Origin of the sequence: Citrobacter sp. Cpo142 (assembly GCF_030332425.1) — a bacterium.
Classification (GTDB): domain Bacteria; phylum Pseudomonadota; class Gammaproteobacteria; order Enterobacterales; family Enterobacteriaceae; genus Citrobacter; species Citrobacter portucalensis.
In genome coordinates this window covers 1-23,079 of the sequence record NZ_JAOWHW010000121.1, presented here as the reverse complement: position 1 = coordinate 23,079, position 23,079 = coordinate 1, and the positions used below count along the sequence as shown (strand labels likewise).

Sequence of the window (23,079 nt, the reverse complement as noted above, 5' to 3'; positions counted from 1 at the left end):
AAATCGGCCCAGATCCGCGAAATTTTAATCAGCGAGTCAGCTTGGGAAGAAATGACCTGCTTATTCGCACCTTCCCTAACGGATTTTGCTTCAGGAACTGCTCATTGTAGTTACTCACACCTAATGACTCCTGGATGCCTGGTTTGTCGTTGGGTTATCGGCATCAATCGACGGAACTTAATACAAATGGATGAAATTTTTTACCAAACCCAATGAATTAAGTCTGCGTGATAAAAGCATGTCGCGACGGCTTGCCTATACTTTAAGTGCTGGCGCAGGAATGTCTTGCGCGTGCGTTCACTGGAAAGAGGGCCTGAAAATGGGAATTATTGCCTGGATTATTTTTGGTCTGATTGCGGGGGTTATCGCCAAACTGATTATGCCGGGGCGCGATGGCGGGGGATTTATCCTGACCTGTATTCTGGGTGTCGTCGGTGCTGTGGTCGGTGGATGGCTGGCAACGATGTTTGGTATTGGCGGCGATGTCAGCGGGTTTAATCTCCACAGCTTCCTGGTGGCCGTGGTCGGCGCGATTGTTGTGCTGGGAGTTTTTCGGCTTGTACGACGAGATTAATCGAACGGCGCCCGAGCAGTAATGCTGTTCAGTTAAGCATGTCTGGTGAACATGTGATTCTTGCTTAGCGTTCCGTTCACCTTAGTTGTGCCATTTCTCTGAAGCGCAGATACCCGTGAACGTGCAAGGGTGGCTCACCGCCGCCTCCCTTGCATCCCAGGCTCCCGGCGGGAAAATCGTCGCTACGCGAGCTATTCGTCTTATTCCGTCTGCCTGTCGGGTCGGGGCCGAGCCTGCATCCGTGCAGGCCGTCCCCTCTGCCCGCATCCCTGCGGGCAGACCCGGTCAGTCGTCAACGCCTCATCGATTTTCAGCCGGACCGGGGTCATCGCTTCAACGCACTGACTTCCAGTTAAATCTTTTTTGCTGTTTAAACAAAAAAACGCAGATGGTCAGGTGTGGGCTGGTCCGGCTGAAAATTGCCGACGTGATTCCGTAAGGCCGGGAGAGCCAGCATGGATGCTGGCTCAGGGCGCGCTTTGCATGGATGCTACCTCGCGCCCGGCCCGGTAGCCTGAAGGAATAAGCGGAGGGTATTGCGCAGCAACAATTTTCCCGCCGGGAGCCGGGATTGTAAAGGGCGTGGCGGAGAACGCCCTTTACACGTTCACAGGAGCCGGCGTTTCAGAGAAGCGATGAACATGAGGTGAACGGAACCCTTTCTCTGAGAGTGCATATTCATAACTTCTACCCTCACAGGTGATACTTTCTGAAACTGAGGCGTTAACTGAACAGCATTACCCCGAGCGGGGCCGTTTCTCTGTATCGCTAAGTCAGAACTGGTACTCAATCCCAGCCCAGTAATTACGGCCTTCTTCGATAAATCCTTCGCTGTACACGTATTGTGTATCGAACAGGTTATTGACCGAAGCGTTGACGCTAAACCCGTGACCGATGGCGTAGTCGGCGCGTAAATGGGTAATGGCGAAACCTGCGGCTTTCTGCGAGCCGTCGCTATTGCTATAGCTCGATGAGCGGGCCTCTTCAGACAGCGTAATGCTCAACGGATCCCACGGTTTCAGCGTCATCCATGCGGTGAGGGTTTGCGTCGGCAAATCGGTTATTTTGCCGATGTCGCTGCGTTTGACATCCGCATGAATCAGGCCATAGCTCAGCCCAACATCCAGCATATCAAAGACTTTACCTTTAACGCCTGCATCCAGACCGGTGTAATCCACCCGGCCGCTGTTCTGATTCTGGATGGTATCGGCATCAATATTGTGCGAAAGAATGGCATCGCTGATGCGATTGTAATAGACGCTGGCTTCGAATCCCCAGTCTTTGCCAAGTGAACCATTCCAGGTCAGATCCACGCTGCGAGCGCGTTCCGGTTTAAGCTGCGGATTGACCAGCGCCACCTGGTTATAGGCCGGTTTCGAGGTGGTGTAGCGCTCTTTCAACGTCGGGAAACGCGTTCTGTCAGAGTAGGACAGCGCTAATGTGTCAGCATTATCGAAGTGATATTTGGTCATCATCTGCCAGTTGAAAGCTGACTGATTGTTGTCATCATAGTGGGTGACGCTGCCATTTTTCTCGTGCTTCATGCCTTCCAGACTGTCGCGCCAGTCATAGCTTATTCCCGCCACTACATCGACATTATCCGCCGCTGCCCACTGATATTCACTGGCAACGGACCAGGTGCGGTCTTCGTAACGGTCGTAAGCCGCATTAGGTGCGCCTTTCTCGCGGTGAACATCATCCTTCCAGTTCACCGCGAAAGAGAGCTGGTCGTTTTCACGCATATCCGCAGCGAGCTGCAGACCAGCTCCATCGCTATAGTCTGAATAATGACTGTAGCTGCCTTTTTTGTTTTTCAGATCGGCAAGCGAGTTGTACATCATCAACGTATTTTCAAAGGTATCGCGATACAGACGGCTTTTCAGGGTAAAACGGTCGCCCAGATGGGTAGTGCCCTGATAGTAATAGCTCTCTTTATCGTACTGTGGCCATTGCCAGTAGCGTGATTTCTGACTGCTGGTTCCAGCGTACGGCGGGTTATCTTTTTCACCGTCCTGATTAATATAGGTCAGCACATATTCGTCATCACCACGTGGGGTAAAGCCCAGCTTCACGATGCCGCGTTTGTCATCGGCAGAGGAGTTGATCATTTTGCCGTTGCTGCCCGCAACAGGGTTGTCCACGCCGTGCGGTAACCCAAGGAAATCCTGCTTCAACTGACTGCCACTGAGCTGGATGTAGCCGAGATCGTTGCTGGCGCCAAATGAAGCGTGCATATCGTGGGCATTGTCTTTGCTACGACTCCAGCCCTGGCGATAGCCAATGCTGCCTTCAATCGGTTTGGTAGGTCTTTTGGTGGTGATATTGATGGCGCCGCCCATCTGGTTCGGCCCTTGTAGCAGAGACGAGTAGCCTTTGGATACTTCAACCGAAGCGATATCGGAGGTCAGAAAACGGCCTAAATCGAGGTTGCCGTCATAGGGGATGTATACCGGCACGCCGTCAAAATAGACGGGAACCTGACGGCTGTCAAAACCGCGGACTTTCACCTGCTGCTCATTGCGGTTGCCTGACTTTTGCAGCACGACGCCGGGGACAACGCTCAGCGCCTGCGCCACGTTTTGCTTATCCAGTTGCTGCATCGTTTCCTGGCCGAGAACCGTAGTGGTTGCCGCGGAGGCCGGGCTTGACCAGACGGTCATGGTTTCGCTTTCCTGCCCAGCAAAAGCACTGTGCGCGAAAGCAAACGACAGGGCTGTGTAAAGACAACTTTTGTTGAAATTCATTATTTTTAGTCCATTTATTAATGTTATATGCCACGTGTGTCCGGGCTCAGGCTAACTTTGATATCCGCAGGCGGAGCGTAGTAAGGCGCGGAAGTGATGAAAAGTCTGATGCCACAGTCGAGATAACTCGCCAGCGAGGCGAGGGTAATGCCGCCAGTCAGCGCCAGCGTACAATGGGGGGCCAGAGAAGGGGCCTGGCGGACAATTTCTGTTGCTTGCTCAGGGGTAAATTTGTCGAGTTGCAGGACATCGGGCGCGGCGCGTAGCGCGGCTAATGCCTCATCTGGCGTATCTGCTTCAACCACGATCTTTTTTTCTGGCGCATGGCTGCGTAAGCGCGCAATCGCACCTGACCAGTCGTTTGGATTGGTAAGAAAATGGCGGTGATTAGCAAACAGCAGTACCGTTTCGGCGCATCCTCCGCGATGGATAATGCCTCCCGCGGCGAGTATTGCCTGAGTCGCCAACAAACGCGTGCCGGGAATGGCTTTGCGGGTGCAGGCAATCTGCCCATCAGGATAGCGTTGGCGCAGTTGGCTCAACATGCTCTCAAGATAGCCCGAAACCCCGCAGCTCCATTCCAGGACATTTTGTACCGCTTTCCAGCCCTGGTGCAGCGCCGCCGCATTCCCATGTGCGCAAATCAATCGCTGTCCTGCACTTACCTGTTCACCATCGGCCACCATGTCGCTGACGGTCAGCCCTAATGAGGTGAGCATTTGTCTGGCAACGGCGGTGCCGCTAGCGCACCCGCCCTGGCGATGGTAAAACGCCATAACGCCCGGCTTTGCGCCAATACCCAACGCGCGGGTAGTCAGGTCGCCGCCCTGAATATCTTCCAGCAGCAGCGCATCAGTTTGTGCCTGCGAAAAGTAGATCATCGCAGCGCCTCCCGCGGAACGCTGTCCCACCAGATAAGTGCCCAGTCACGGCTGGCGGGGGCAATTGCGCGCGGATCCTGCTGCTGATACCAGCTTTCCAGACGTTCGACCTCGTCGGCGCTTAGTTCGCCCATACTCCAGCGCACGTTTTCCAGAAAACGCGTCCAGGTGCTGTTGTCCTGCTGACAGTTGGGGCCACGGATAAAATCAACGTGCGCGTGGATCCCCATCTGATACAGGACATTAAGCGCATAGATATAGTTGGGAAGCTCAATCACCTCGCGGCCCAGTGCGCGCTGAATGGTGGGGGAGACGAAAGACGAACTGACGAGATGAGTGGTATAAACCCGCAGCCGGGCCTGATTATTCAGTTTGGTCATCGCCTGGCGCATATCGGCAACCAGCGTAGAGCGCGAAGCGACGGCGATATCGCACTGGGGTAAATCATCCCAGTGTTCCTCCCAGGCCCGCTGCACCCACTGTACGTGACGGGCGTTCATTTGCGCAGCGCGGCGGGCAGCTACGCTAAGCATGCCCTGGCTGTAATCTACGCCGTAAACTATTGGCATCTTTTTAGCCAACGCCAGCGAAACCGTACCGGGACCGCAGCCCATATCAAACAGCGACTCCGCCCCTTTCAGGTCGATTTTTCCCAACAGCTGTAGCAGATAGCTGTCGGTTAATGAGGCGCAATTCTCTGCCATTTTTTCCGCACGCTTATCCCAGTGCTCCGGTTTTTTCTCGGTTCTGTTCGCCAGCTGTAACTGTTTACGGTAAAGATCGGCAAAATCAATGTCGTCAATGAGCATTCTTATTCCTTAGTTGTGTGAGCCAAAGAGGTGATGGGCGATTTGTGACGGTGTAACGCGATACAGCGCTGCCAGACGATCGGTGGCTAGCTGCTGTTCAGGAAGCCCCTGCGACACTGCACCGTTCGGTTCAACGCGTACCACGCTGTCGGCGATTGCCCGGGCGTGCAACGGATGATGGGTCGACATCAGCAGGGCCATACCCGAGTTTTTCAGTGTCACTAGCGTGTCGAGCAGACGGATTTGATGCCCAAAATCCAGGCTGGAAGCGGGTTCATCCAGCAACAAAAGACGCGGACGCTGCGCCAGCGCGCGGGCAATTAACACCAGTTGCCGCTCTCCGCCGCTCAGCGTGTTCCAGCGTCGGGGTGCCAGGTGAGAGATTCCCAGCATCGTCATCTGCTGGTGCGCATTTTCACGCTCTTTAGCGCCGGGAACCGCAAATGCCGCCAATTGCGGGGCCAGCCCCATCATCACCATGTCCAGCGCAGTGAAGGCAAACGCGCCGTCATGTGCCTGAGGAACCCAGGCAATAGCGGCGGCGCGTTGCCGATCGCTGAGATGATTTATGGCGACGCCATCAAGCAGAATGTCACCGTGAAGCGGCGAAAGAACGCCGAGAATGGTGCGCATCAGGGTGGTTTTTCCACTGCCGTTGGCCCCAATCAGACAACAGACGGAGCCGGGCGAAACCTGAAATGAGACATCGCGTAACACGGGCTGGTGACTGTGGTATCCCAACGACGCATGGCAAACGGTCAGAAGCGTCATGGGCGATTTCCCCGTAGCAAAAGCAGCAAAAAGAACGGTGCGCCAATAAATGCCGTCAGGATCCCCAGCGGGATTTCTGTGCTGCTCAGCGTGCGGGCAAGAGTATCGGTGAGCAGCAGCAAAATGGCGCCGATCCCCATGGAAACTGGCAGCAACTGCTGGTGGTTATTGCCACTGAGGAGTCTGCCGATGTGCGGTACAACCAGCCCAATCCAGCCGATAATGCCCGCGATGGCAACGGTACAGGCGGTGATTAACGTTGCGCAGACGATCAGTCCCAGTCGCAATCGGGAGACGTTGATCCCAAGCGATCGTGCTTCATCATCCGACAGAGTGAGCAGGTTCATGCGCCAGCGCAGCAGCAATAGCGGGACCAGTCCTGCGAAGATCAGCGGTGCCGAGAACCACAGATCGTGCGGCGTGATCGTCGATAAACCGCCAAGCAGCCAGAAAGTGATAGAGGGGAGTTGGGTATACGGGTCGGCCAGCGTTTTGATGAGCGAAATTCCCGCGCCGCATACCGTGCCCAGCGCAATCCCGACCAGCACCAGCGTTAACACCGGATCGTGTCGCTTGACTCGCCGGGTAATTAACCAGACACCAGCGACCACGAATAAACCACCCGTGAATGCATACAGCTGAATGAACAGGATCGGTAAACCTAACAGGATTGCTAAACAGGCACCTAAACCCGCACCCGCTGCCACGCCGAGAATATCCGGCGAGACCAGCGGGTTGCGGAACATGCCCTGATAGGTGGTTCCTGCGCCCGCCAGCGCCGCGCCGAGCAGCAATGCAGCCAGTATGCGTGGCAGGCGGATTTGCCAGAAGACGATTTTGTCCTGCATCGGGACGCCATCAGTACCTGTAATGAGATTCACAACCTGTCGTGCATCCAGGCGGTACGCGCCCGATACCGCGGCGACGCTCGCGCAAAGCACCACCGCAGCAATCATCAGAAAACCGAGGGTTGATGTTTTCATCAGACTGCCACCAACCTTTGATACTGTGCGTCGCTTAGCGTGGTGTGCCAGAACAACTCACTGTAGCGCTGCATATCAGCTTTAAAGCTCGCGTTAACCTGAGGATCAAGCCAGGCGTGCAGGCGGCGTAACCCCAGTAAACGGTTGATGCCGGGAGGTGCATCCAGCCAGCCAAACGGCAGACCGCTGAGAAACAGAATGCGCCGGTCAGCAACCGCTTTGACCCCTTGCCAGACCGGATCTTCTCGTAGGAACTGCGCTGTCACCGCATCCTGCACCAGGATAATATCCGGCTGCCAGCTGAGCAGATTTTCCATTGAGACCTGTGTGAGCCCCTGTCGTCCGGGGATGTGCGCCACATTGTGCAACCCCAGTAGTTCTGCTGCTTCGGTATGCAGAGAACCTTGTAAACCAGTCTCCAGTCCTCTGGCACCGCGCGCGGCATAAAAACGCAGATTCGCCGCGGGTGAATGCGAGAAAGCTATTGCATCATCGATAAATCGACGGGCCAGCGCGGCCTGCATTGCGGTTCGCGAGACGACGCCCAATACTTCACCGACTGCGCGCAGCTGTTCTGGGGCATGGCGCAATTCGCCGTTAATCAGCAGCCAGGGAATGTGTGTTTGTGCGCTCACTTGTCTGGCCTGAGAAAGCCAGGTTTCATCGGCATTACCGCAGTCAATAACCAGGTCAGGTTTGAGCGCCAGGAGTGCTTCAAGCGAGAGTGTGCTGGCGCGCCCCGCCAGCCTGCCGAGTTTCAGCAAAGTCCGAATGTTATCGTTAAACGGGATGGCGGTCTGGCGAGAGAAATCAAAGGAGGAAAGCCCCACCAGTTTTTCCGGTGCGACGGCCAGCAGTAGCATGTCAGCAGGTGCGCCAGCACTGACCACGCGTTGGGTTTTCTCTGGCTTCGGAGAGTCTCCAATGGCCACGGTCAGCGGCGTTTGAGCAAACGCGGGAAGATGGCGGAACAGCAGTGCAGATGCCACGAGTTGGGCAAACATCCGTCTTGTCAGTGGCATTATTGTTATCCTGAAGGTTACAAAATCGCTATATATTTACATATACAGCGAATAAAAACATGTTCAGAATCAAATTCTCACGGATGAAAACACCGGATACCCCATAAGGGCTAGAGGGGATAGTGACAGCTTAAATGGCGAAAAATATGAGAGAAAAATCCGCGACGAAGCGCGGATTCAGGAAGTAAAACGGCTCAGGCTATGATGTTATGGCGTCGGTTGAGTCTGTTTTTTAGACTCGACTGGCGCTGTACTTGCCGGGGTAGGTCGCGACGCGGGTACGTTGTCACAGGGCTTTTCTTTGGCGCAAATCAGGTCGAGCATTTTCAGCGTTACGCCGTTGGTCCAGCCGAAACCATCCTGCAACGGATACTCACCGCCGCCACCGCCGGTTCCAGTGGTGCTCACGTCATACTTCTCAACCAGCTTTTTCTCGCGATCGTAGGTGTGTTGAACATTGGTGAGGAATCGCCAGGTCACGTCCATGGCGACAGTATCCTGACCGTAATTCTGTAACCCGGATGCTGCGACCCACTGGAGCGGGGCCCAGCCATTGGGGGCATCCCACTGCTGGCCGCTTTTCACCGACGTGGTAGCAAGGCCGCCCGGTTGCAGCAGATGCGCCTGGGTTGCCGTGGCCACTTTACTGGCGCGATCTTTTGCCGCTGCTTTGACATATAGCGGGAACAGGGCGGCAGCCGTGAGCTGGTTGCGTACTTTGTGGCTTTTCAGATCGTAGTCGGCATACCAGCCTTCTTTGTCGTTCCACAGGTACTTCTCGATCCCTTTTTGTCGGGCATTAGCGAAGCCATCGTACTGCGCCGCTTTGGCATCATCACCGGCAGCCTTGCTGGCGAGGGCGATCATTTTTTCCATTTTGTACATCAACGCATTGAGATCGACCGGAACGATGCTGGTGGTGCGCAGAGTGCCCAGCTGATTAGGATTGTCCATCCAGCGGGAACTAAAATCCCAACCGGACGCGGCAGCTGAACGCAGGTCGCGGTAGATTTCTGTGGCCGGGCGGTTTGGGTTGCTTTTAGCGGTGGCAATATCCTCTACCCACGACTCTGGCCGAGGCGAATCGCGCTCATCCCAGTAGCGGTTCAAAATGGTGCCGTCATCCAGTTTAACCACGCGCTTATTTTGCTGACCGGGCTGGAGTGTTTCGATGCCTTCCATCCAGTAGCTGTACTCTTTGAGCATCTGCGGGAGGTATTTTTTCAGCGCATCATTCCCGTCGTGCTGCGCCAGCAGTTCAACCATAAAGGCAAAGAACGGCGGTTGCGAACGGCTCAGGTAGTAGGTGCGGTTACCGTTAGGAATGTGTCCCCAGGAATCAATCTCGTAAGCGAAGTTTGCCACCATGTCCGAGACTTTATCCCAGTGATTGCTCTCGGCAAGCCCCAGCATGGTGAAATAGCTGTCCCAATAATATATTTCGCGAAAACGCCCGCCAGGTACCACATACGGCTCCGGGAGCGGCAGCAGCGAATCCCATTTTTCAGCGGTGGTGGTCGAACGAGTGAGTACTGGCCACAGTCCGTCAATATGTTCGCGTAGTGATTGCCCGGCCGGGGGCACGTATTTCTCGCCGTCTTTCGGCAAGGTGAAATTCACTTGCACAAAATGGCGTAAGTCGAATCCGGACTGGTTTTTCTGCATCCGGTAATCGGCAAGGATCATTAATGGATCGCTGTTTGGCACCGCGTCGGCAAAGGTTTTCTGGTCAGGAAACAGTTTGGCTGTTTGTACATCGTTAAACAGGGGACCAAGCAGAATATCAGGCGGCGCAGGCGTAGCGGCTGGTGCGTCCTCGGCGTTGACGGTAAAAGAGGAAAGGGCAAAAAAGGTGCTTGCGAGCGTCAGTTTTATTGCAACAGAGAGCAGGCCAGGATGGCGAGTTGCTGGCGTTATCATCGGTTAATCTCCTTAGCGGCGTGCCGAAGTAGCGGCATTTACCATGAGAAAACCTTAGTTCAGGAATGACCGTTGCGCGTGATCGGCTCCCCATTTTGCGAATAAACAGACATTTCCCGACGTGAATAGAGAAGAAGCACACCCTTTGTTGGAAAGGGTGTGCTTCGGAATCAGTTTGCGCGGGTTATCCGCTGTGTGACACAGTCAATGGTCAGTGTATCGCCCATCTTGATGCTATCGAGAGCCGTGCCTTGCTGACACATCCAGCACAGATCCATTTCACGAGCGATAATCGCCGGATGCGAGGCTTCGCTGCCGTCCCGCAGGCAGATACCTTTGATGGTCTTCGGATCGAGTTGCAGTACCGTAGACGGATAAATGACATCAGCGACCAGGATAGTGGGGCGCAAAAATGCGGGAATTTGTGCGCTCTCTCCCGTCAAATGCTGCAGTGAACGAGACAGCAAATCTTCAATATCAATGTATCGCGCCTGCAGATAAGGATCATCGAGCTGTAAATACTGCTGGCTGAGATCGCTCAGCACCTGATGCCAGGCCCAGGCGGCGCTGCACTGCTTTTCGCGCATTACATCGCAGGCCATTTCAAAAAGTTCAGGATCGTCCAACAGCGTGTGGTGACCGGAGAAGATGGCAGCGATATCTGCGGAATATCGTTCTTCAGCAAGTGCGGTGAGTTCGCTCAGATCGTTCAGCGTACTTTGGATGGCAGCCTGTAATCGTTGCTGCTCAGCCTGGAGTGATGCGGCGGGTTGCGGATTTACCTCGGGCGAGAACGGCGTGTAACAAAATGCCGTCCCCGTGACTTTTGAGGGAGCCTGAGTTGCCTTGTTATCAGCATGCGCGGACTCGAGCGATTCACCAAAATTCTCTGCCGCCAGCTGTTTAAATGCGGCCAGCGCATCCTCTGCCTGTTCGCCTTTGGCAATCAGGCGCAGTGTGTCATTACAGCGTACCTGCAGCAGAGCTATCTGATTCAGGCTATCAGGAACCACACACTTGCCGTTTTTCTCCAGCCACATGTCGGCGTTAAAACCAGACAACGCGGAAACCAGCCGCGAAGCCGGGCGAACGTGGATGCCGTTAGGGTTTTTCACCACAATGGCAACAGAACGGGCATCTGCATCGGGAGACTGTACAGCAGATGCGGGTTTCGCTGCGGATGGCGAAGGTAAACCCAGTTGCTCACATTTGGCGTCGAGGGCGTTCATGGCATCACGGATGACCCGATCGATATCAGCACCCGCGGCGGCGCTAACCGTCGCGGCCAGTGTGCCTTCAACCAGTGGTGCTGCGCACAAACGCACTTTGGCGGCAATGCCAGGGTCGAGCAGTTCCAGCGCGGTTTCCGCACTCAGTAATGCACTACCGATATCCATCATCACCAGCACGTGGTCCGTATCGGCCACGGACTCGATGGCTTCCATCACCTTGATCGGATCGGTGCCAATCGGATTCTCAGGATCGTCAATGCCTGCGGCAATGGCGATTTTGCAATCACCGCCCATTAACATCTGCCGGGCCAGCGCGCCGACGCCTTCGCCCAGTTGGGCGCTGTGAGAAACAATAACCAGGTTTACCATCGCTTTATCCTTACTCTCTGGACGCCTGAGCCAGCATTTGCATCATAAACATCACCGATGTTGCGCCGGGATCCTGATGCCCAATACTGCGCTCACCAAGATAGCTGGCACGGCCTTTGCGAGCCTGCATGGTGATGGTGCTTTGTGCTGCGGCTTCCGCTTGCTGGCTTGCCGCTTCCAGCGCTGCTTGTACACTCAGTTTCTGCTCGCAGGACTGGCGTAAGGACTCGACTACTGGCAGCCAGACGTCGCACATGGTTTTGTCGCCAGGTTCAGCCTTACCGCGGCTAATCACACCTTCTGCGCCATCACGCATCATTTGATACAGCTCTTCAAGCGTCAGGCTTTGATGAGCCTGAGTCACCTGAGCGGCGCGAATAAAAAAGGTGCCAAACAGCGGTCCACTGGCCCCGCCGACGCTTGAGAGCAGCACCATACCGGTGTTTTTCAAAATAAAGCCGATGTCTTTGTCTGCGATGGACGGCAGCTTTTCAACGACTTTGCTGAAACCACGATGCATGTTCAGACCGTGGTCGGCATCGCCGATCTCCCGGTCAAGTCCGGTGAGAAAATCACTTTCTGTGGTGAAGATCTCGCCGCAACGATAGAGCCAGTTAACAATTTGCGTTCTGTTGAGGGACATCATAAATCTCCTTATTTACCCCAGTTGAGAGCAGGGGTGTGAACCGGTGCATCCCATAAGCTCAGCGTTTCGTCATCTACCTGTAACAGGGTGATCGAGAAACCGGTCATATCCAGAGAGGTACAGTAAGAGCCGATCAGGTTGCGCTCAATGACAATGCCTGCATCCTGACAACGGCTTTCGAGGCGGTTATATACGCCGAAGAGTTCAGACAACGGCGTCGCGCCGAGATTATTGACCAGCGCAATAACGCGATCGCCACTCTGTAACGCCCGCTTGCTTTCTTTACCTTCCTGCCACGCGCCCTGGACGTTGTCCCAGTGGCGGAGTGTACGGCTGTAGTTACCGTTTTCCAGCAGGGTATCGAACATTTCATCAACGGTCTGATCGAGAGAGGTGAAGGGGCGACGGTCTATGCCCGGTTCCCCGTGGATACCTACGCCAAATTCCATTTCGTTATCCTGCAGCGTGAAAGACGGTTGTCCGGCGGCTGGAACGGTACAGGCACCAATGGCTATGCCAATGGAGTGGCCCTGGTTATTCAGCTTACGGCCCAACGCCGCACAGGCTTCCAGCGAATCACCACGTTCGGCGGCCGCGCCGACCAGTTTTTCGATCAATACGGTATTCGCCACGCCACGTCGACCGGCGGTATACAAACTGTCTTTCACCGCCACGTCGTCATCCACCACCATGGTGGTGACTTTGACACCGCTTTCGTGCAGCAGCTCGGTAGCGGTTTCGAAATTAAGAATGTCGCCGGTGTAATTTTTGATTATCAGCAGCACGCCTTCGCCACCGTCAATTTGCATGGCGCATTCGAACATTTTATCCGGCGTGGGTGAGGTAAAAATCTCACCCGGGCAGGCGCCAGAGAGCATGCCCTGACCAATGTAGCCGCAGTGCATAGGTTCGTGTCCGCTGCCGCCACCGGAAAGCAGTGCCACTTTGCCCATCACCGGCGCATCTGCGCGGGTGACATATACCGGATCCTGATGCAATGCCAGGGAAGGATACGCTTTCGCCAGTCCGGCGAGTTGTTCATTCAGTACGTCTTCAACACGGTTGATCAATTTTTTCATTATTTATGCTCCGCAGACAGTCCTGGATGGCTGCCAAATTCGGGCAGGCATCTGATGTAGGGTATCGGTTGGTTCAACGTCACGGCGACCGCTCGCTGCCGATAAGGTAATTTTGCACACGGGTACGCAAAAGAAAATTGCTGTGAAGGGCGTTTCAATACGGAACGCCATCATTTTATAACGTTCCATATTGAAACGTAGTGGTGCATAAAACAGCGAAAATGAGAGATCGGGCAGTATTTAATGGGGATAGACTACGTGCAGGATTTTGCTAAAAAAAAACCACCTGCCTGGCAGGTGGTTTATGCGAGGGGAAATTATCGGTATTAGCCCGGATAAATTCCGCGATCTTTACGTGCCAGCAGAATGCGTTCGCAGGCAACAATGTAGGCTGCGGTACGCAGGGAGCAGGATTTCTCAGCTGCTTTTTCCCATACGTGCACCATCGCATCAGTCATGATTTTGTCCATGCGATTGTTGATCTCTTCTTCACTCCAGAAGAAGCTTGCCATATCCTGGACCCATTCGAAGTAGCTGACGGTTACGCCGCCTGCGTTACATACGACGTCAGGTACCACGATGATACCGCGGCTTGCCAGCATATCATCGGCATCCGGGTAAGTCGGGCCGTTAGCGCCCTCAAGTACCAGTTTGCAGGTCAGTATTTCTGCACGCTGACGGGTAATCTGTCCTTCCAGCGCGGCAGGGATCAGGATATCCATCTCCACGCTCCAGAAGGCTTCGCTGGCGATGGTTTCAGCGCCTGGGAAACCGGCAATCTGTTTGTGCTCTAACTGCCAGGCAGACAGCGCGGTCATGTCGATACCCGTGGAGTTAAACAGCGTTGCGGTGTGATCCTGAATTGCGACGACACGCGCACCCGCTGCGGCGAACAGGCGGGCGGCTTCGCTGCCGACGTTACCGAAACCTTGTACCGCCACGCGAGCGCCTTCAACTTCAATGTTCGCACGACGCGCAACTTCCAGACCGCTGACGAAAACGCCGCGACCGGTGGCTTTATCACGGCCTAACGAGCCGCCGAGGTGAATAGGTTTACCGGTGACCACACTGGTCACGGTGGTGCCGTGGTTCATGGAGTAGGTATCCATCATCCAGGCCATGACTTTTCCGTTAGTACCTACATCCGGGGCAGGAATGTCTTTCTGCGGCCCAATGATAATGCCGATTTCGCTGGTATAACGGCGGGTTAAACGCTCCAGTTCACCTTCAGAAAGTGAGAACGGATCGACGCGCACACCGCCTTTGGCTCCGCCGTACGGCAGATTCAACGCTGCGCATTTGATGGTCATCCATGCAGACAGGGCCATCACTTCATTAAGATCAACATCAGGATGATAACGCACACCGCCTTTGCCCGGACCGCGGGAGAGGTTATGTTGCACGCGATACCCTTCAAAATGACGGATAGTGCCGTCATCCATCTGCACCGGGATATCGACAATCAGCGCGCGTTTTGGGTGGCGCAGGGTGTCCACCCAATGGGAAAGTTCGCCCAGGTAAGGGGCCACACGCTCGATTTGTTGCAGGTAGGTATTCCAGGCAGATGTGCTGCTATCTGAAGCGTAAGATAACTTATCCATGATAAACCTTAGTTATAAAAGTAATATGTTCTTAATTTGGCCGTGGTATACAGTGAATCTCACCATATAAACCTAAATTTAACATTTTTTTCATAGAACAGCCTGCCTGGCTAACACGGATTATCAGTGTGAGTAGTGTGGGCTTTGGCTTGGAGGTGAATAGTTATTCTTTGTTTTGGCTGTCATCGCGGGTTTTTTGCGGTTTATGTAGTTTAATATGCATAACTTGTAAAAATCGCAATTTGTCAGATTTATGACGCACCTCTAAAAGTAAATAATATGATAATAAAATGTGTTTGCTTTATTGCTGTTAAGCTGGGCGTCAGTAGGTCACGGCGATGGTGACAGTATCGGCATAGTTGTCTGGCGTGTAGTTCGCGCTGGGAACGGTGGCGTAAACCGGGTAGGTAGTCGTTGTCCCCGTGCCGCTGCCCGCAACGGTATTAAGCGCAGTATTGCCCCAGATCGTACCGGAAGGACCTGGCGTCGAACTAAGCTGGTAGGGGACTTTATCCGTATTTGACCCCGTGCCTGCCATCACGCCGCTGCCTGCCGTATTGCCGTTGGAGGGTTGAAGTCCGATGGTGTAAGGCGTGTTATTAGAGCAGGCTACGCCTACGTTATTTGACGCCGTGAGATTACGACCCGTTCCGCTGGTGGGAGCAAAGCTGATGTTAGTCGCGGAGGTGATATTACACTGTTTGCTGACAGCAGCTGTGACGGTGAAAGGAAACCTGGCGGCAACGGTATCACCACAGGTGGTCGGCGGGAAAAGCAATCCAGGATTAAGGGTGACAAGGGCTGTCGCCGCCGTATAGCTATCCTGATAGTTTCCGGGGACGGCGGCGATTTGTGGCGTGACGATCTGCGCCGATACCGTGAGTGAACCTGTCACTGGCGTCAGATTCAGCAGGTTAAGCTGTACCATGGGAAAAGTGGTTCCCGACTGATACTGGCTGCCCCAGACTTTGGTGCGCCCGCTATCCTGGTAAAGCTGGTATGCCAGCGTTCTGGCGGGGTTTCCGATTAACGACATATTTCGCGGTGTCACCTGGCCACTGACGGCCGAGGTGCCAATATTAAAACAGAGATTGATCCCTGCCAGCGCGTCACCAAGCTCTTTGGTGCAAGTGTAACTGAACGTCATTGATGACGTTGCGCCTGTCGCAGACAGTGGATTGACCGAACCTAAATTTATGGGTTGCACATTGCTCACCGAACAGGTTACCGCATGGCTAATTGCCGGACAAAAAAGTACGGCAGCGATGAGTAGCAAATGTCTTAACCTCATGAGCGCACTCCTGTTAGTGTGGGCGACAAACCAGTGGGCCTATTTGCGTAATCCCCTTTGCTGACGCGGGATAGTCAAATTGCACGCGACAACTACCGGTGTCCGTCTCAACGCGCAGCGTGTTGTGCTGCTCCAGGGTGTCGAACCATGTCATTCCATCAAAGCCAACGACAGACGATTGTCCTTTTCCGTTGATGGCGTAAGCCATGCTGCCTTCAGGAATTGGCTTACCCTGATTATCGACGAGGATAATCTGCGCAGCGCGGACGGGGGTGATGCCAAAGCTAACCAAAGTACCGGAACGATCGGCTGGCGTGGCATTCGTCTCAACGCGTGCGATCCGCACATTGGTGGGGAGATCCATCGGGTCAATACTGATCAGGTTTTTTTGATAACTGTTGAGCGGCGTGACCAACAGTAGTCCCTGGTCATCGCTGCGACCAATCAGGTTATTTTGCAATTTGACCGGAACATCAGGCACGCCGTCAGTTGAAACCACGGCAAAACCATTATTGATTTCTCTTGCTGCAAACAGGCCGCCTCCCATGGTCACCAGCGATCCGGTTGCGCCGGCATAACCGTAATGGTTATCCGGTAAACGGCTGAATCCCGCGTACGCTTTACCATAACGTCCCAGATATCCCACTTCTCCCTGGCCACTTTGCCGGGAAGCCTGCTGACTGGCGGCCAGATTCCAGCCCCAGCCGCCGTCGGCAGGGGGCGTCAGGCTGGCATTGAGCTGGTAGCCGGTTTCGTCGTTGGTACGTTGTAGGGTGCTGCTGGCGCTCAGATTGTTGTCGGTCGTGATCGTTACCATCAAATAGAGACTGCGATCGCGGTTATCGTCAATGTTCTGATTGAATCCGGCATTCAGTGAGATGTTGTCTGTAACAGACTTAAACCAGCTGGCGTTGGCGTAGCGCACCGCATTTTCGTGTGGATAACGAAACTGCAAATAGCTCAGGCTGACATTACCGGCTGCTTCCAGCGAATAGCCAATAACAGTGTTGCTGTTAAGCGTGGGGGGCGGCTCGCCGTAATGGGTGGCGACATCGCGATAATCGCCGGAAGTTGCCGTGGTACTGGTACTGAAATTAAACCGTTCACCGGACCAACGGTAACCAAAACTGTACAAATAACCGTTCTTTCCTGAGTCGGTACTTGCGGCAAGTGAGGTCGAAAACGTGCCGCTGCGGGTTCCCGGGATCCAGTCGTTACTGAAGCCCGCGTTAATCAGTCCATCGCTGGTTTCCGCATGAGTCCCGGCGGTGAACGTATTGCTAAACCCGCAACGCCACGTAGCGCTCAATACTGGTGCGCTGGCATAATCAAAAGAGGAGTAACCATAATTTTCGCGTACCGTGCCTAATTCTGCCGACCAGGCGGTTAATCCTTCCCGCAGGAGTTGCTGATCGTTGTAGAACGAGAAATTTTGTACGCTCGTTCTGCCCAGCGCATCTGTCATCATTACCTGACCCGTTCCCGCGCCGCTGATGTTAGGCATTGTGTTGATCTGAAAGCTACCTGCGGGGACTTCTCCGTTGTAGTACCTGACGCCGTCGACGTACAGCTCAACGTTTGACGGTAACGTCGCGGATCCCAGATATGCTGGAAGCGGGGTGGTTGGCATATAGGGCTGCAACCCAAAATCGGTGCCTATCTGAATGCCGCCGATTCGCGTCGGTCGGGACCAGATGAGTGAACTTGTCAGGGTATCGCCAAATGTTAACGCCAACATCGAATCAGGAAATGACGTACGCCAGCTGGTATCAAGGCGCTCAACGCTGTTATCGGCATATTCCTCGGTAGAGTACTGCGTCAACTGGGTGGTGCTGAGCACGCCGGCCGCATTGAAGGCGCGAATTTCGCTGAAGGTATTGATTGCGCTTTCATCCCCCTGTTGCGTATAGATATCATAATTGAGCAGCGCCCCGCGTGATGTTGTTGCCGTTGGCACGGTTTCGGTGGGTGAGTTAAGCTGCGTGGTCGCAAGATCGAGTGAACTGAGTGGCGCAGTAAGCGAGAGCGTTTGCAACTGAACGTTGTAGTCAATGGTTAGCTGGGGGATATCGTTCAGGCCGACGGCGTTAGTGGCGTCTGGAGCAAAGCGAAAGCCCATTTTACGCAGAGTATCTGCTCCTGCATAAAGCTTTCCATTATCGTAGCCAAAATGTACCAGCCCAACGGGATTTCCATTTAAGGTGACGTCGAGATACAAATCGACACCCGTAATCTGCGAGGCGCTATTAATAACACCACTTTCATTCTGGTTATTATTCAGCGTTTGTGCGCAAACCATTCCCGATATTAATACTCCATTGAGAAAGCAATATTTCACCAGAAGCCAGGATCTGTTACAGATCTTGTACTGTTTTTTGGCCATTGATTGTGACTTCAACTTTCCCGCCATAATGATTATTCCTGGCTGACGGGGAGACTATCCAGCGCATTGTTGAGCCGGGTAAAACGTAGCCTAATAGTCCGGGTGTAATGACTTTTTTAGTACCATCAGGGCTTATAAATGTTGCAGCAGATAACTGTGCATGCCCATTTCCCTGATTACTGACTTCAATAAATTTTTTGCCATCCAGTTGTTGTAATTTCCATTGTAGTTTTGCCTGCGTTTGTGCCGCTGATGTTGGTTGAATGAAAACAGGAACAGAATAATGCAGCACAAACTGAAGCTTGTTTTTTTCTACTTTTACAGGCGGTAACTCATCTATCGACAAACGATAAGCGTCTTCGGCATGTGCCGAGGGAGGGCTTGTGCGAATAACTCGAATCAACTGACGTTCTCCTGGGGCTAATGCCAACATCGGCGGGCTAATCACCAGCCCCTGAGAGGGGGAAAGTTTGTCGTCATAAGCGCTTTGACTCCAGCGAAAAACCCGAACCTGGGCATTGAGCACATTTTCACCCGCGTTACTCAGCCAGATACCATCGGCATTTTGCGTCGCTTGCAACGTTAACGTGACCGGGGCTATTTGCAGTCCGCTGGCGGTGGCTAGATTGACGCTCGCAACCATCCCTAGCAGGCATGCGCAGGCACACTGCTTTACAGGCAGTTTTACTCTCATATGGCTTCCAGAAGTTAGTAGTTAACGTTAACCGTTACCGTATCGGCATAGTCGTCAGGAGTGAAGTTGGCGCTCGGTGCGGTGGCATAAACAGTATACGTTTGCGCCAGACCTGTACCCGTCGCCGCTACCCCATTTCCTGGTGCGGTGTCGGTGGCGGTATTCCCCCACACCGGACCTGTTGCTGACGTACGATTTAGCTGATAGGGCACTTTATCGGTATTGGTGGCAGCGTTAGCTACGGAGGACATGGCGCCCGAACCCGTTGTCGTCCCTCCATTGGCAGCCGACGGTGCCAGACCGATAAAATAGGGTGTGGTTTTTGAGCAATTAATTGAAATAGTGTTGCTTGCACTGGTATTTGTCGCCGTGGTATTCACCGGACCAAGTGTAATATTTGAAGCCGATCCGGCAGTCACGGTACAGGCCTTTTGAATCGTCATCAGCACCTGAAATGTTCCGTTAACGGTTGCTGCATTAGCCACAGAAATAATGGAAAAGGCGCAGCAACAAAGAATTAAGCGTTTGTCTAAGACTAGAGCCATATCCTTTACCTTTTTCAAATAACCACATTTATTACTTTAGAAAAACAATAATGTGGCACAAGAAGACATAATTTAACCCTAGAATAAGTATTAGACGTACGCCAGTTGATCTAATGAATTTTACTTAGGAAAAAGGTGATGTCGTCTGCAAAAAAATAATACCAATGGGTTAGTATATTGTTTTGTTTTTATGCTATGGCCGAGGTTAAGTCAGGAGGATAGAGGGCAACATATTCCCTGGATGGTACTCAAAATAACCACCCACAAAATGAGAGTTGTATTATTTATCTTACACGTATTACGTGTAGGTTATGGGCTGTGGAAAATGACCTTATAACCTTGCTCATTCCAGTGTTGGAGCAGTTCATTTTGTCTGCGGGTTGGCGTAATACCGGTCCAGACAAAAAGGGTTTGCCTAGGGAAAAGTTCGGGTCTTGGCGATTCAATGGGTTCAGCCAGAACGGCAATGTGCCAACCAGATTGCGATAAGCGCCAGGCTTCGAGCCACAGACGGGTTCTGTCTTCAACATCCCAGGCCATCAGGAGGGCATCCTTTCCTGACTTGCGCCGCGTTTCAGACAGCAGTGTGGCAACATATTCAATCAATGCGCCATCAAGCATGCTGTTCATTATGCGGGATGTATTATGGTCAAGTATCAGCCGTTGACGTACGGGGAGATAAACGTGATCGATCAGCGCATCTACAGGGTGAACACGACCGAGTGCGGTAATTTTGGCTCGCAGCTTCGGTGGATGCGCCATGCGAAGAATGCTCATCATCTCTTCTTGTAATTGATTCCAGTCGTCGTCAGCTTGACGGGTACTGGTTTCCAGCAATGCCTTAACTTTCCCAACAGGTATGCCATTGCTAATCCAACGTTTTATTTCTTCAATACGCTGAATATCTTCTTCATCAAAGAGTCGGTGGCCACCTTCACTGCGTTGAGGTTTGAGTAAACCGTAACGTCGTTGCCATGCCCGAAGGGTGACAGGATTTATCCCGCAACGTTCTGCGACATTCCCAATGCTGTAATAAGCCATAGTTCCCCCGGACACTCCTGATTCTCCGTCACCGATATGCGGTTCCTGTTATTTTGTACAACATGCATCAAATTGTACAAAACATACAGAGGATTCTAGCAAAAATAAGATTTACTTTACTATCACGCAGGGAGCAAATGCTGAATTTTTATGTTCAGCATGAGGGCGGTTGTGGTGATTGTTTATTTATAACAATGCGTTAGTTATTTTGACGCTGAGAAATCATTTTTCTCTGGCCATGCAACAGACGGAATACCATTCAGGCAGGCTTGTGCAAAAAGGTTACCCTGGAAGATTTCAATACCTGCGGACTCAAGCCACATCCACTCTTCAGGTTTTTCAACGCCGACAGCGGAAATCATGATTTCCAGTGAAGTGCAGCATTTGATAATTGCCTGAATGATGGCCTGTCTTGGTCCACTTTTATGCACATCCGTGATCAGCTCGCGGCTTATCTTAATTCGGTCGGGTTGAAAACGAGACAGAAGCTGAAGCCCGGCAAAACCTGCCCCAAAATGATCTATCGCCACACAGATCCCCGCAGCCTTGAGTGACTTTACGGCCTGCGCGAACGTATCAAAGCGCGATATAACTTCGCTTTCGGTAAACTCTACAATGATTTGTTCAGGCACCAGTCCGTGCGCCGCGATTTCGTTTATCAGAAAGCTGACTGCATCGGATTTGTTTACCAGGGTCATGGGGAGCAGATTGACTGACAGCATTTTGTCGTTAAGTCCCAGCGCGCTTGCCATTGCAAAAGCAGCCTTTTTGCTTTGCAGATCCGCGGTATACAGTTCTTCAGGATTTAAGTTGCCAAAATAAGTTGCGGGCGTTTCACCGTCTCTACCACGAATAAGTGCTTCCAGAGCAATGACGCGCTGCGACATAGGATCGATAATGGGTTGAAAAGCAAAGCTGAAATCGATATTGGACGGGAGTGTGCTTTCATCCAGGAGAGTACAAGAGTTGTCGGCAATAAAACTCCAGTAATCAGGCGCAGGTATTTCAAAATAACTCGATTTTTCCGTCGCAAGGACAAATGTGCGGAAAAACTGTAATGCCCGGTCATCATAGGTGAGCTGAAATTTTGATGTTCCCTTGTTAAGTACCGCTTGCAGGACGTCATTGCGTTCATGTTTTTGTAAATCAAATAACTCCATCCCCACCTTTCCGAATCTTCTCGCAGGCGCGTAATCACACATCAGCTCAACGATATTGTGGTGCCGTGGATCGTTACATATACAACGATAAATCTCTTTTACCTGCTCCTCAGGACCTTCAAGCAGTTGGAAAAAGTGGCGGCCATTAAAGAGTAAAATCCCCGTAACATCGGATCGCCGGTTTTTTAGATTTGCGGCTGTCACCATATCCTCAAGCGCTCTGAGGGGGGCGTCATCACGTAGATGGCTACGGTAAATAATGGTCGTGAGCATGGGCAGTCCGGGATCAAGGGAAAGGAAGAGGTATGGACAGTATCAAACAAACCAGCTTATGTCCTGATTCTAATACATTATTCTAACTTTATTTTTACAAACAAAGGTCCTTAAACAGATCGAATTCATTTGTTAAAAGAAGTGAATTGTACAAATGAATTTGATTTTATGTGGTTGTATATTGATGCAAGTTGTTGATTGTATTGATTTAGCACTTTTTGATAAAAATTGATGGTTCGTGTTGTACACATTTTTGGTACAACTTTGCTACTGTTATAAAACTTAATATTCACCAGCATTTTGTTACAGGAGCATGACATGCAGCAGCATACCGTTCGCACTGATACTGCAAGCGCGATTTCTCGTTACTTTGCGAAGGCGCATCTGCCAACTCAACAGGAAACATTGGGAGAAATCGTCACTGAGATACTCAAGGATGGACGAAATCTGAACCGCAAATCACTTTGCACCAAGCTTCTGTGTCGTCTTGAAAAAGCATCCGGGGAGAAAGAACAGAAACATTACAATGCGTTAATTGGCCTGCTTTTTGAATAAAACAAACCCCTTACTTATAGGGGTAAGTAGTGAAGGAGTTATGAAGAAAACTGATAGTGAACGCCTGAAACATGAAATTACAGGTTTGGCTGTGCTAGAAATTTTGCGAAAGCATACAGACGTTTCGTTAGCTGCAGTGATTAAGCAATTGCGACTTATGCAGGCCAGTGAAATAGATGGCACACGCAAGCAATTAATTGACAGCGTTATCAATGATTTTACAAACATTAATCCGGGGAAGATAAGTAGAAAACCGGATAAAACCAGAGATGAGAGTGCTTTCAGTGCCAGCAAAAAACCTAAATTACATTAAAGATAATCTTCCAGACTATACAAGCGAGGTTACCATGCTTCATGAAATTAATGTCCACAGTGTAATGACGGATAAAGCTTTATCAAGTTACTTCCATAATGCAGGTGAGCTATGGAAGGTGCGAACAAGTTCCTGATATGAGATCATCATATTCATCCGGAGCGCATCCCAGAGGGACATCATGAGCCATCAA

20 protein-coding genes and 1 pseudogene are annotated in these 23,079 nt (G+C 52.2%); 4 read left to right on the top strand and 17 right to left on the bottom strand.

Going from position 1 to position 23,079, the window contains the following annotated elements:
- Positions 1 to 216, top strand: a pseudogene (locus OGY18_RS27550) (hypothetical protein); the annotation flags it as partial.
- A 103-nt stretch (positions 217 to 319) separates the two neighbouring features.
- Positions 320 to 574, top strand: coding sequence for a GlsB/YeaQ/YmgE family stress response membrane protein (locus OGY18_RS13265; RefSeq protein WP_003020908.1), 255 nt, complete (start codon positions 320 to 322; stop codon positions 572 to 574).
- 773 nt (positions 575 to 1,347) lie between these two features.
- Here the strand turns inward: OGY18_RS13265 and OGY18_RS13260 are convergent.
- The 17 genes from OGY18_RS13260 to OGY18_RS13180 all read right to left on the bottom strand — a co-directional run bounded on the left by OGY18_RS13260 (position 1,348) and on the right by OGY18_RS13180 (position 22,018).
- The gene (locus tag OGY18_RS13260; protein ID WP_149384889.1) at positions 1,348 to 3,318 is read right to left on the bottom strand and encodes a TonB-dependent receptor plug domain-containing protein; all 1,971 of its coding nucleotides are present in this window, start codon (positions 3,316 to 3,318) and stop codon (positions 1,348 to 1,350) included.
- 23 nt (positions 3,319 to 3,341) lie between these two features.
- Positions 3,342 to 4,199 carry a ModD protein gene (modD, locus tag OGY18_RS13255; RefSeq protein WP_149384890.1) on the bottom strand — a complete coding sequence of 286 codons (858 nt, stop codon included), beginning with the start codon at positions 4,197 to 4,199 and terminating at the stop codon, positions 3,342 to 3,344.
- Positions 4,196 to 5,008 carry a class I SAM-dependent methyltransferase gene (locus OGY18_RS13250; RefSeq protein ID WP_149384891.1) on the bottom strand — a complete coding sequence of 271 codons (813 nt, stop codon included), beginning with the start codon at positions 5,006 to 5,008 and terminating at the stop codon, positions 4,196 to 4,198. The genes modD and OGY18_RS13250 overlap by 4 nt, the downstream gene beginning before the upstream one ends.
- A 9-nt stretch (positions 5,009 to 5,017) precedes the next feature.
- Positions 5,018 to 5,779, bottom strand: a complete 762-nt coding sequence (locus tag OGY18_RS13245) for an ABC transporter ATP-binding protein (RefSeq protein WP_198579617.1) — start codon at positions 5,777 to 5,779, stop codon at positions 5,018 to 5,020.
- A complete protein-coding gene (locus OGY18_RS13240; RefSeq protein ID WP_435658662.1) occupies positions 5,776 to 6,735 on the bottom strand; it encodes a FecCD family ABC transporter permease in 960 nt (319 codons plus the stop codon). Before OGY18_RS13240 ends, OGY18_RS13245 begins: the two co-directional genes overlap by 4 nt.
- Before the next feature lie 26 nt (positions 6,736 to 6,761).
- Complete coding sequence (locus OGY18_RS13235; RefSeq protein ID WP_286553305.1) at positions 6,762 to 7,784, bottom strand: ABC transporter substrate-binding protein; 1,023 nt, start codon at positions 7,782 to 7,784, stop codon at positions 6,762 to 6,764.
- Between the two features lie 207 nt (positions 7,785 to 7,991).
- Complete coding sequence (locus OGY18_RS13230; RefSeq protein WP_191235517.1) at positions 7,992 to 9,704, bottom strand: alpha,alpha-trehalase; 1,713 nt, start codon at positions 9,702 to 9,704, stop codon at positions 7,992 to 7,994.
- A 170-nt stretch (positions 9,705 to 9,874) separates the two neighbouring features.
- Positions 9,875 to 11,305 carry a dihydroxyacetone kinase phosphoryl donor subunit DhaM gene (gene dhaM / locus OGY18_RS13225; protein WP_279275856.1) on the bottom strand — a complete coding sequence of 477 codons (1,431 nt, stop codon included), beginning with the start codon at positions 11,303 to 11,305 and terminating at the stop codon, positions 9,875 to 9,877.
- A 10-nt stretch (positions 11,306 to 11,315) separates the two neighbouring features.
- The gene (dhaL, locus tag OGY18_RS13220) at positions 11,316 to 11,948 is read right to left on the bottom strand and encodes a dihydroxyacetone kinase subunit DhaL (RefSeq protein ID WP_020996617.1); all 633 of its coding nucleotides are present in this window, start codon (positions 11,946 to 11,948) and stop codon (positions 11,316 to 11,318) included.
- Positions 11,949 to 11,959: 11 nt separating this feature from the next.
- Positions 11,960 to 13,030, bottom strand: a complete 1,071-nt coding sequence (gene dhaK / locus OGY18_RS13215) for a dihydroxyacetone kinase subunit DhaK (protein ID WP_003833521.1) — start codon at positions 13,028 to 13,030, stop codon at positions 11,960 to 11,962.
- A gap of 326 nt (positions 13,031 to 13,356) precedes the next feature.
- Positions 13,357 to 14,631, bottom strand: a complete 1,275-nt coding sequence (locus tag OGY18_RS13210) for a Glu/Leu/Phe/Val family dehydrogenase (RefSeq protein WP_032943729.1) — start codon at positions 14,629 to 14,631, stop codon at positions 13,357 to 13,359.
- 322 nt (positions 14,632 to 14,953) lie between these two features.
- On the bottom strand, positions 14,954 to 15,922 hold the full coding sequence (locus OGY18_RS13205) for a Csu type fimbrial protein (protein ID WP_286553299.1): 969 nt from the start codon (positions 15,920 to 15,922) through the stop codon (positions 14,954 to 14,956).
- Between the two features lie 13 nt (positions 15,923 to 15,935).
- A complete protein-coding gene (locus tag OGY18_RS13200; protein ID WP_286553297.1) occupies positions 15,936 to 18,221 on the bottom strand; it encodes a fimbria/pilus outer membrane usher protein in 2,286 nt (761 codons plus the stop codon).
- A gap of 55 nt (positions 18,222 to 18,276) precedes the next feature.
- On the bottom strand, positions 18,277 to 18,999 hold the full coding sequence (locus OGY18_RS13195; RefSeq protein WP_198579623.1) for a fimbrial biogenesis chaperone: 723 nt from the start codon (positions 18,997 to 18,999) through the stop codon (positions 18,277 to 18,279).
- A gap of 14 nt (positions 19,000 to 19,013) precedes the next feature.
- Positions 19,014 to 19,544 carry a Csu type fimbrial protein gene (locus OGY18_RS13190; protein WP_003833507.1) on the bottom strand — a complete coding sequence of 177 codons (531 nt, stop codon included), beginning with the start codon at positions 19,542 to 19,544 and terminating at the stop codon, positions 19,014 to 19,016.
- A 309-nt stretch (positions 19,545 to 19,853) separates the two neighbouring features.
- Positions 19,854 to 20,585, bottom strand: coding sequence for a MerR family transcriptional regulator (locus tag OGY18_RS13185; RefSeq protein WP_286553294.1), 732 nt, complete (start codon positions 20,583 to 20,585; stop codon positions 19,854 to 19,856).
- A 203-nt stretch (positions 20,586 to 20,788) separates the two neighbouring features.
- Positions 20,789 to 22,018 carry a diguanylate phosphodiesterase gene (locus tag OGY18_RS13180; protein WP_191219892.1) on the bottom strand — a complete coding sequence of 410 codons (1,230 nt, stop codon included), beginning with the start codon at positions 22,016 to 22,018 and terminating at the stop codon, positions 20,789 to 20,791.
- A gap of 318 nt (positions 22,019 to 22,336) precedes the next feature.
- Here OGY18_RS13180 and ycgZ point away from each other — a divergent pair, with 318 nt between their 5' ends.
- Both ycgZ and OGY18_RS13170 read left to right on the top strand, forming a co-directional pair.
- On the top strand, positions 22,337 to 22,573 hold the full coding sequence (gene ycgZ, locus OGY18_RS13175) for a regulatory protein YcgZ (protein WP_003833500.1): 237 nt from the start codon (positions 22,337 to 22,339) through the stop codon (positions 22,571 to 22,573).
- A 40-nt stretch (positions 22,574 to 22,613) separates the two neighbouring features.
- Positions 22,614 to 22,886, top strand: coding sequence for a hypothetical protein (locus OGY18_RS13170; protein WP_286553291.1), 273 nt, complete (start codon positions 22,614 to 22,616; stop codon positions 22,884 to 22,886).
- Positions 22,887 to 23,079: the final 193 nt, after the last annotated feature.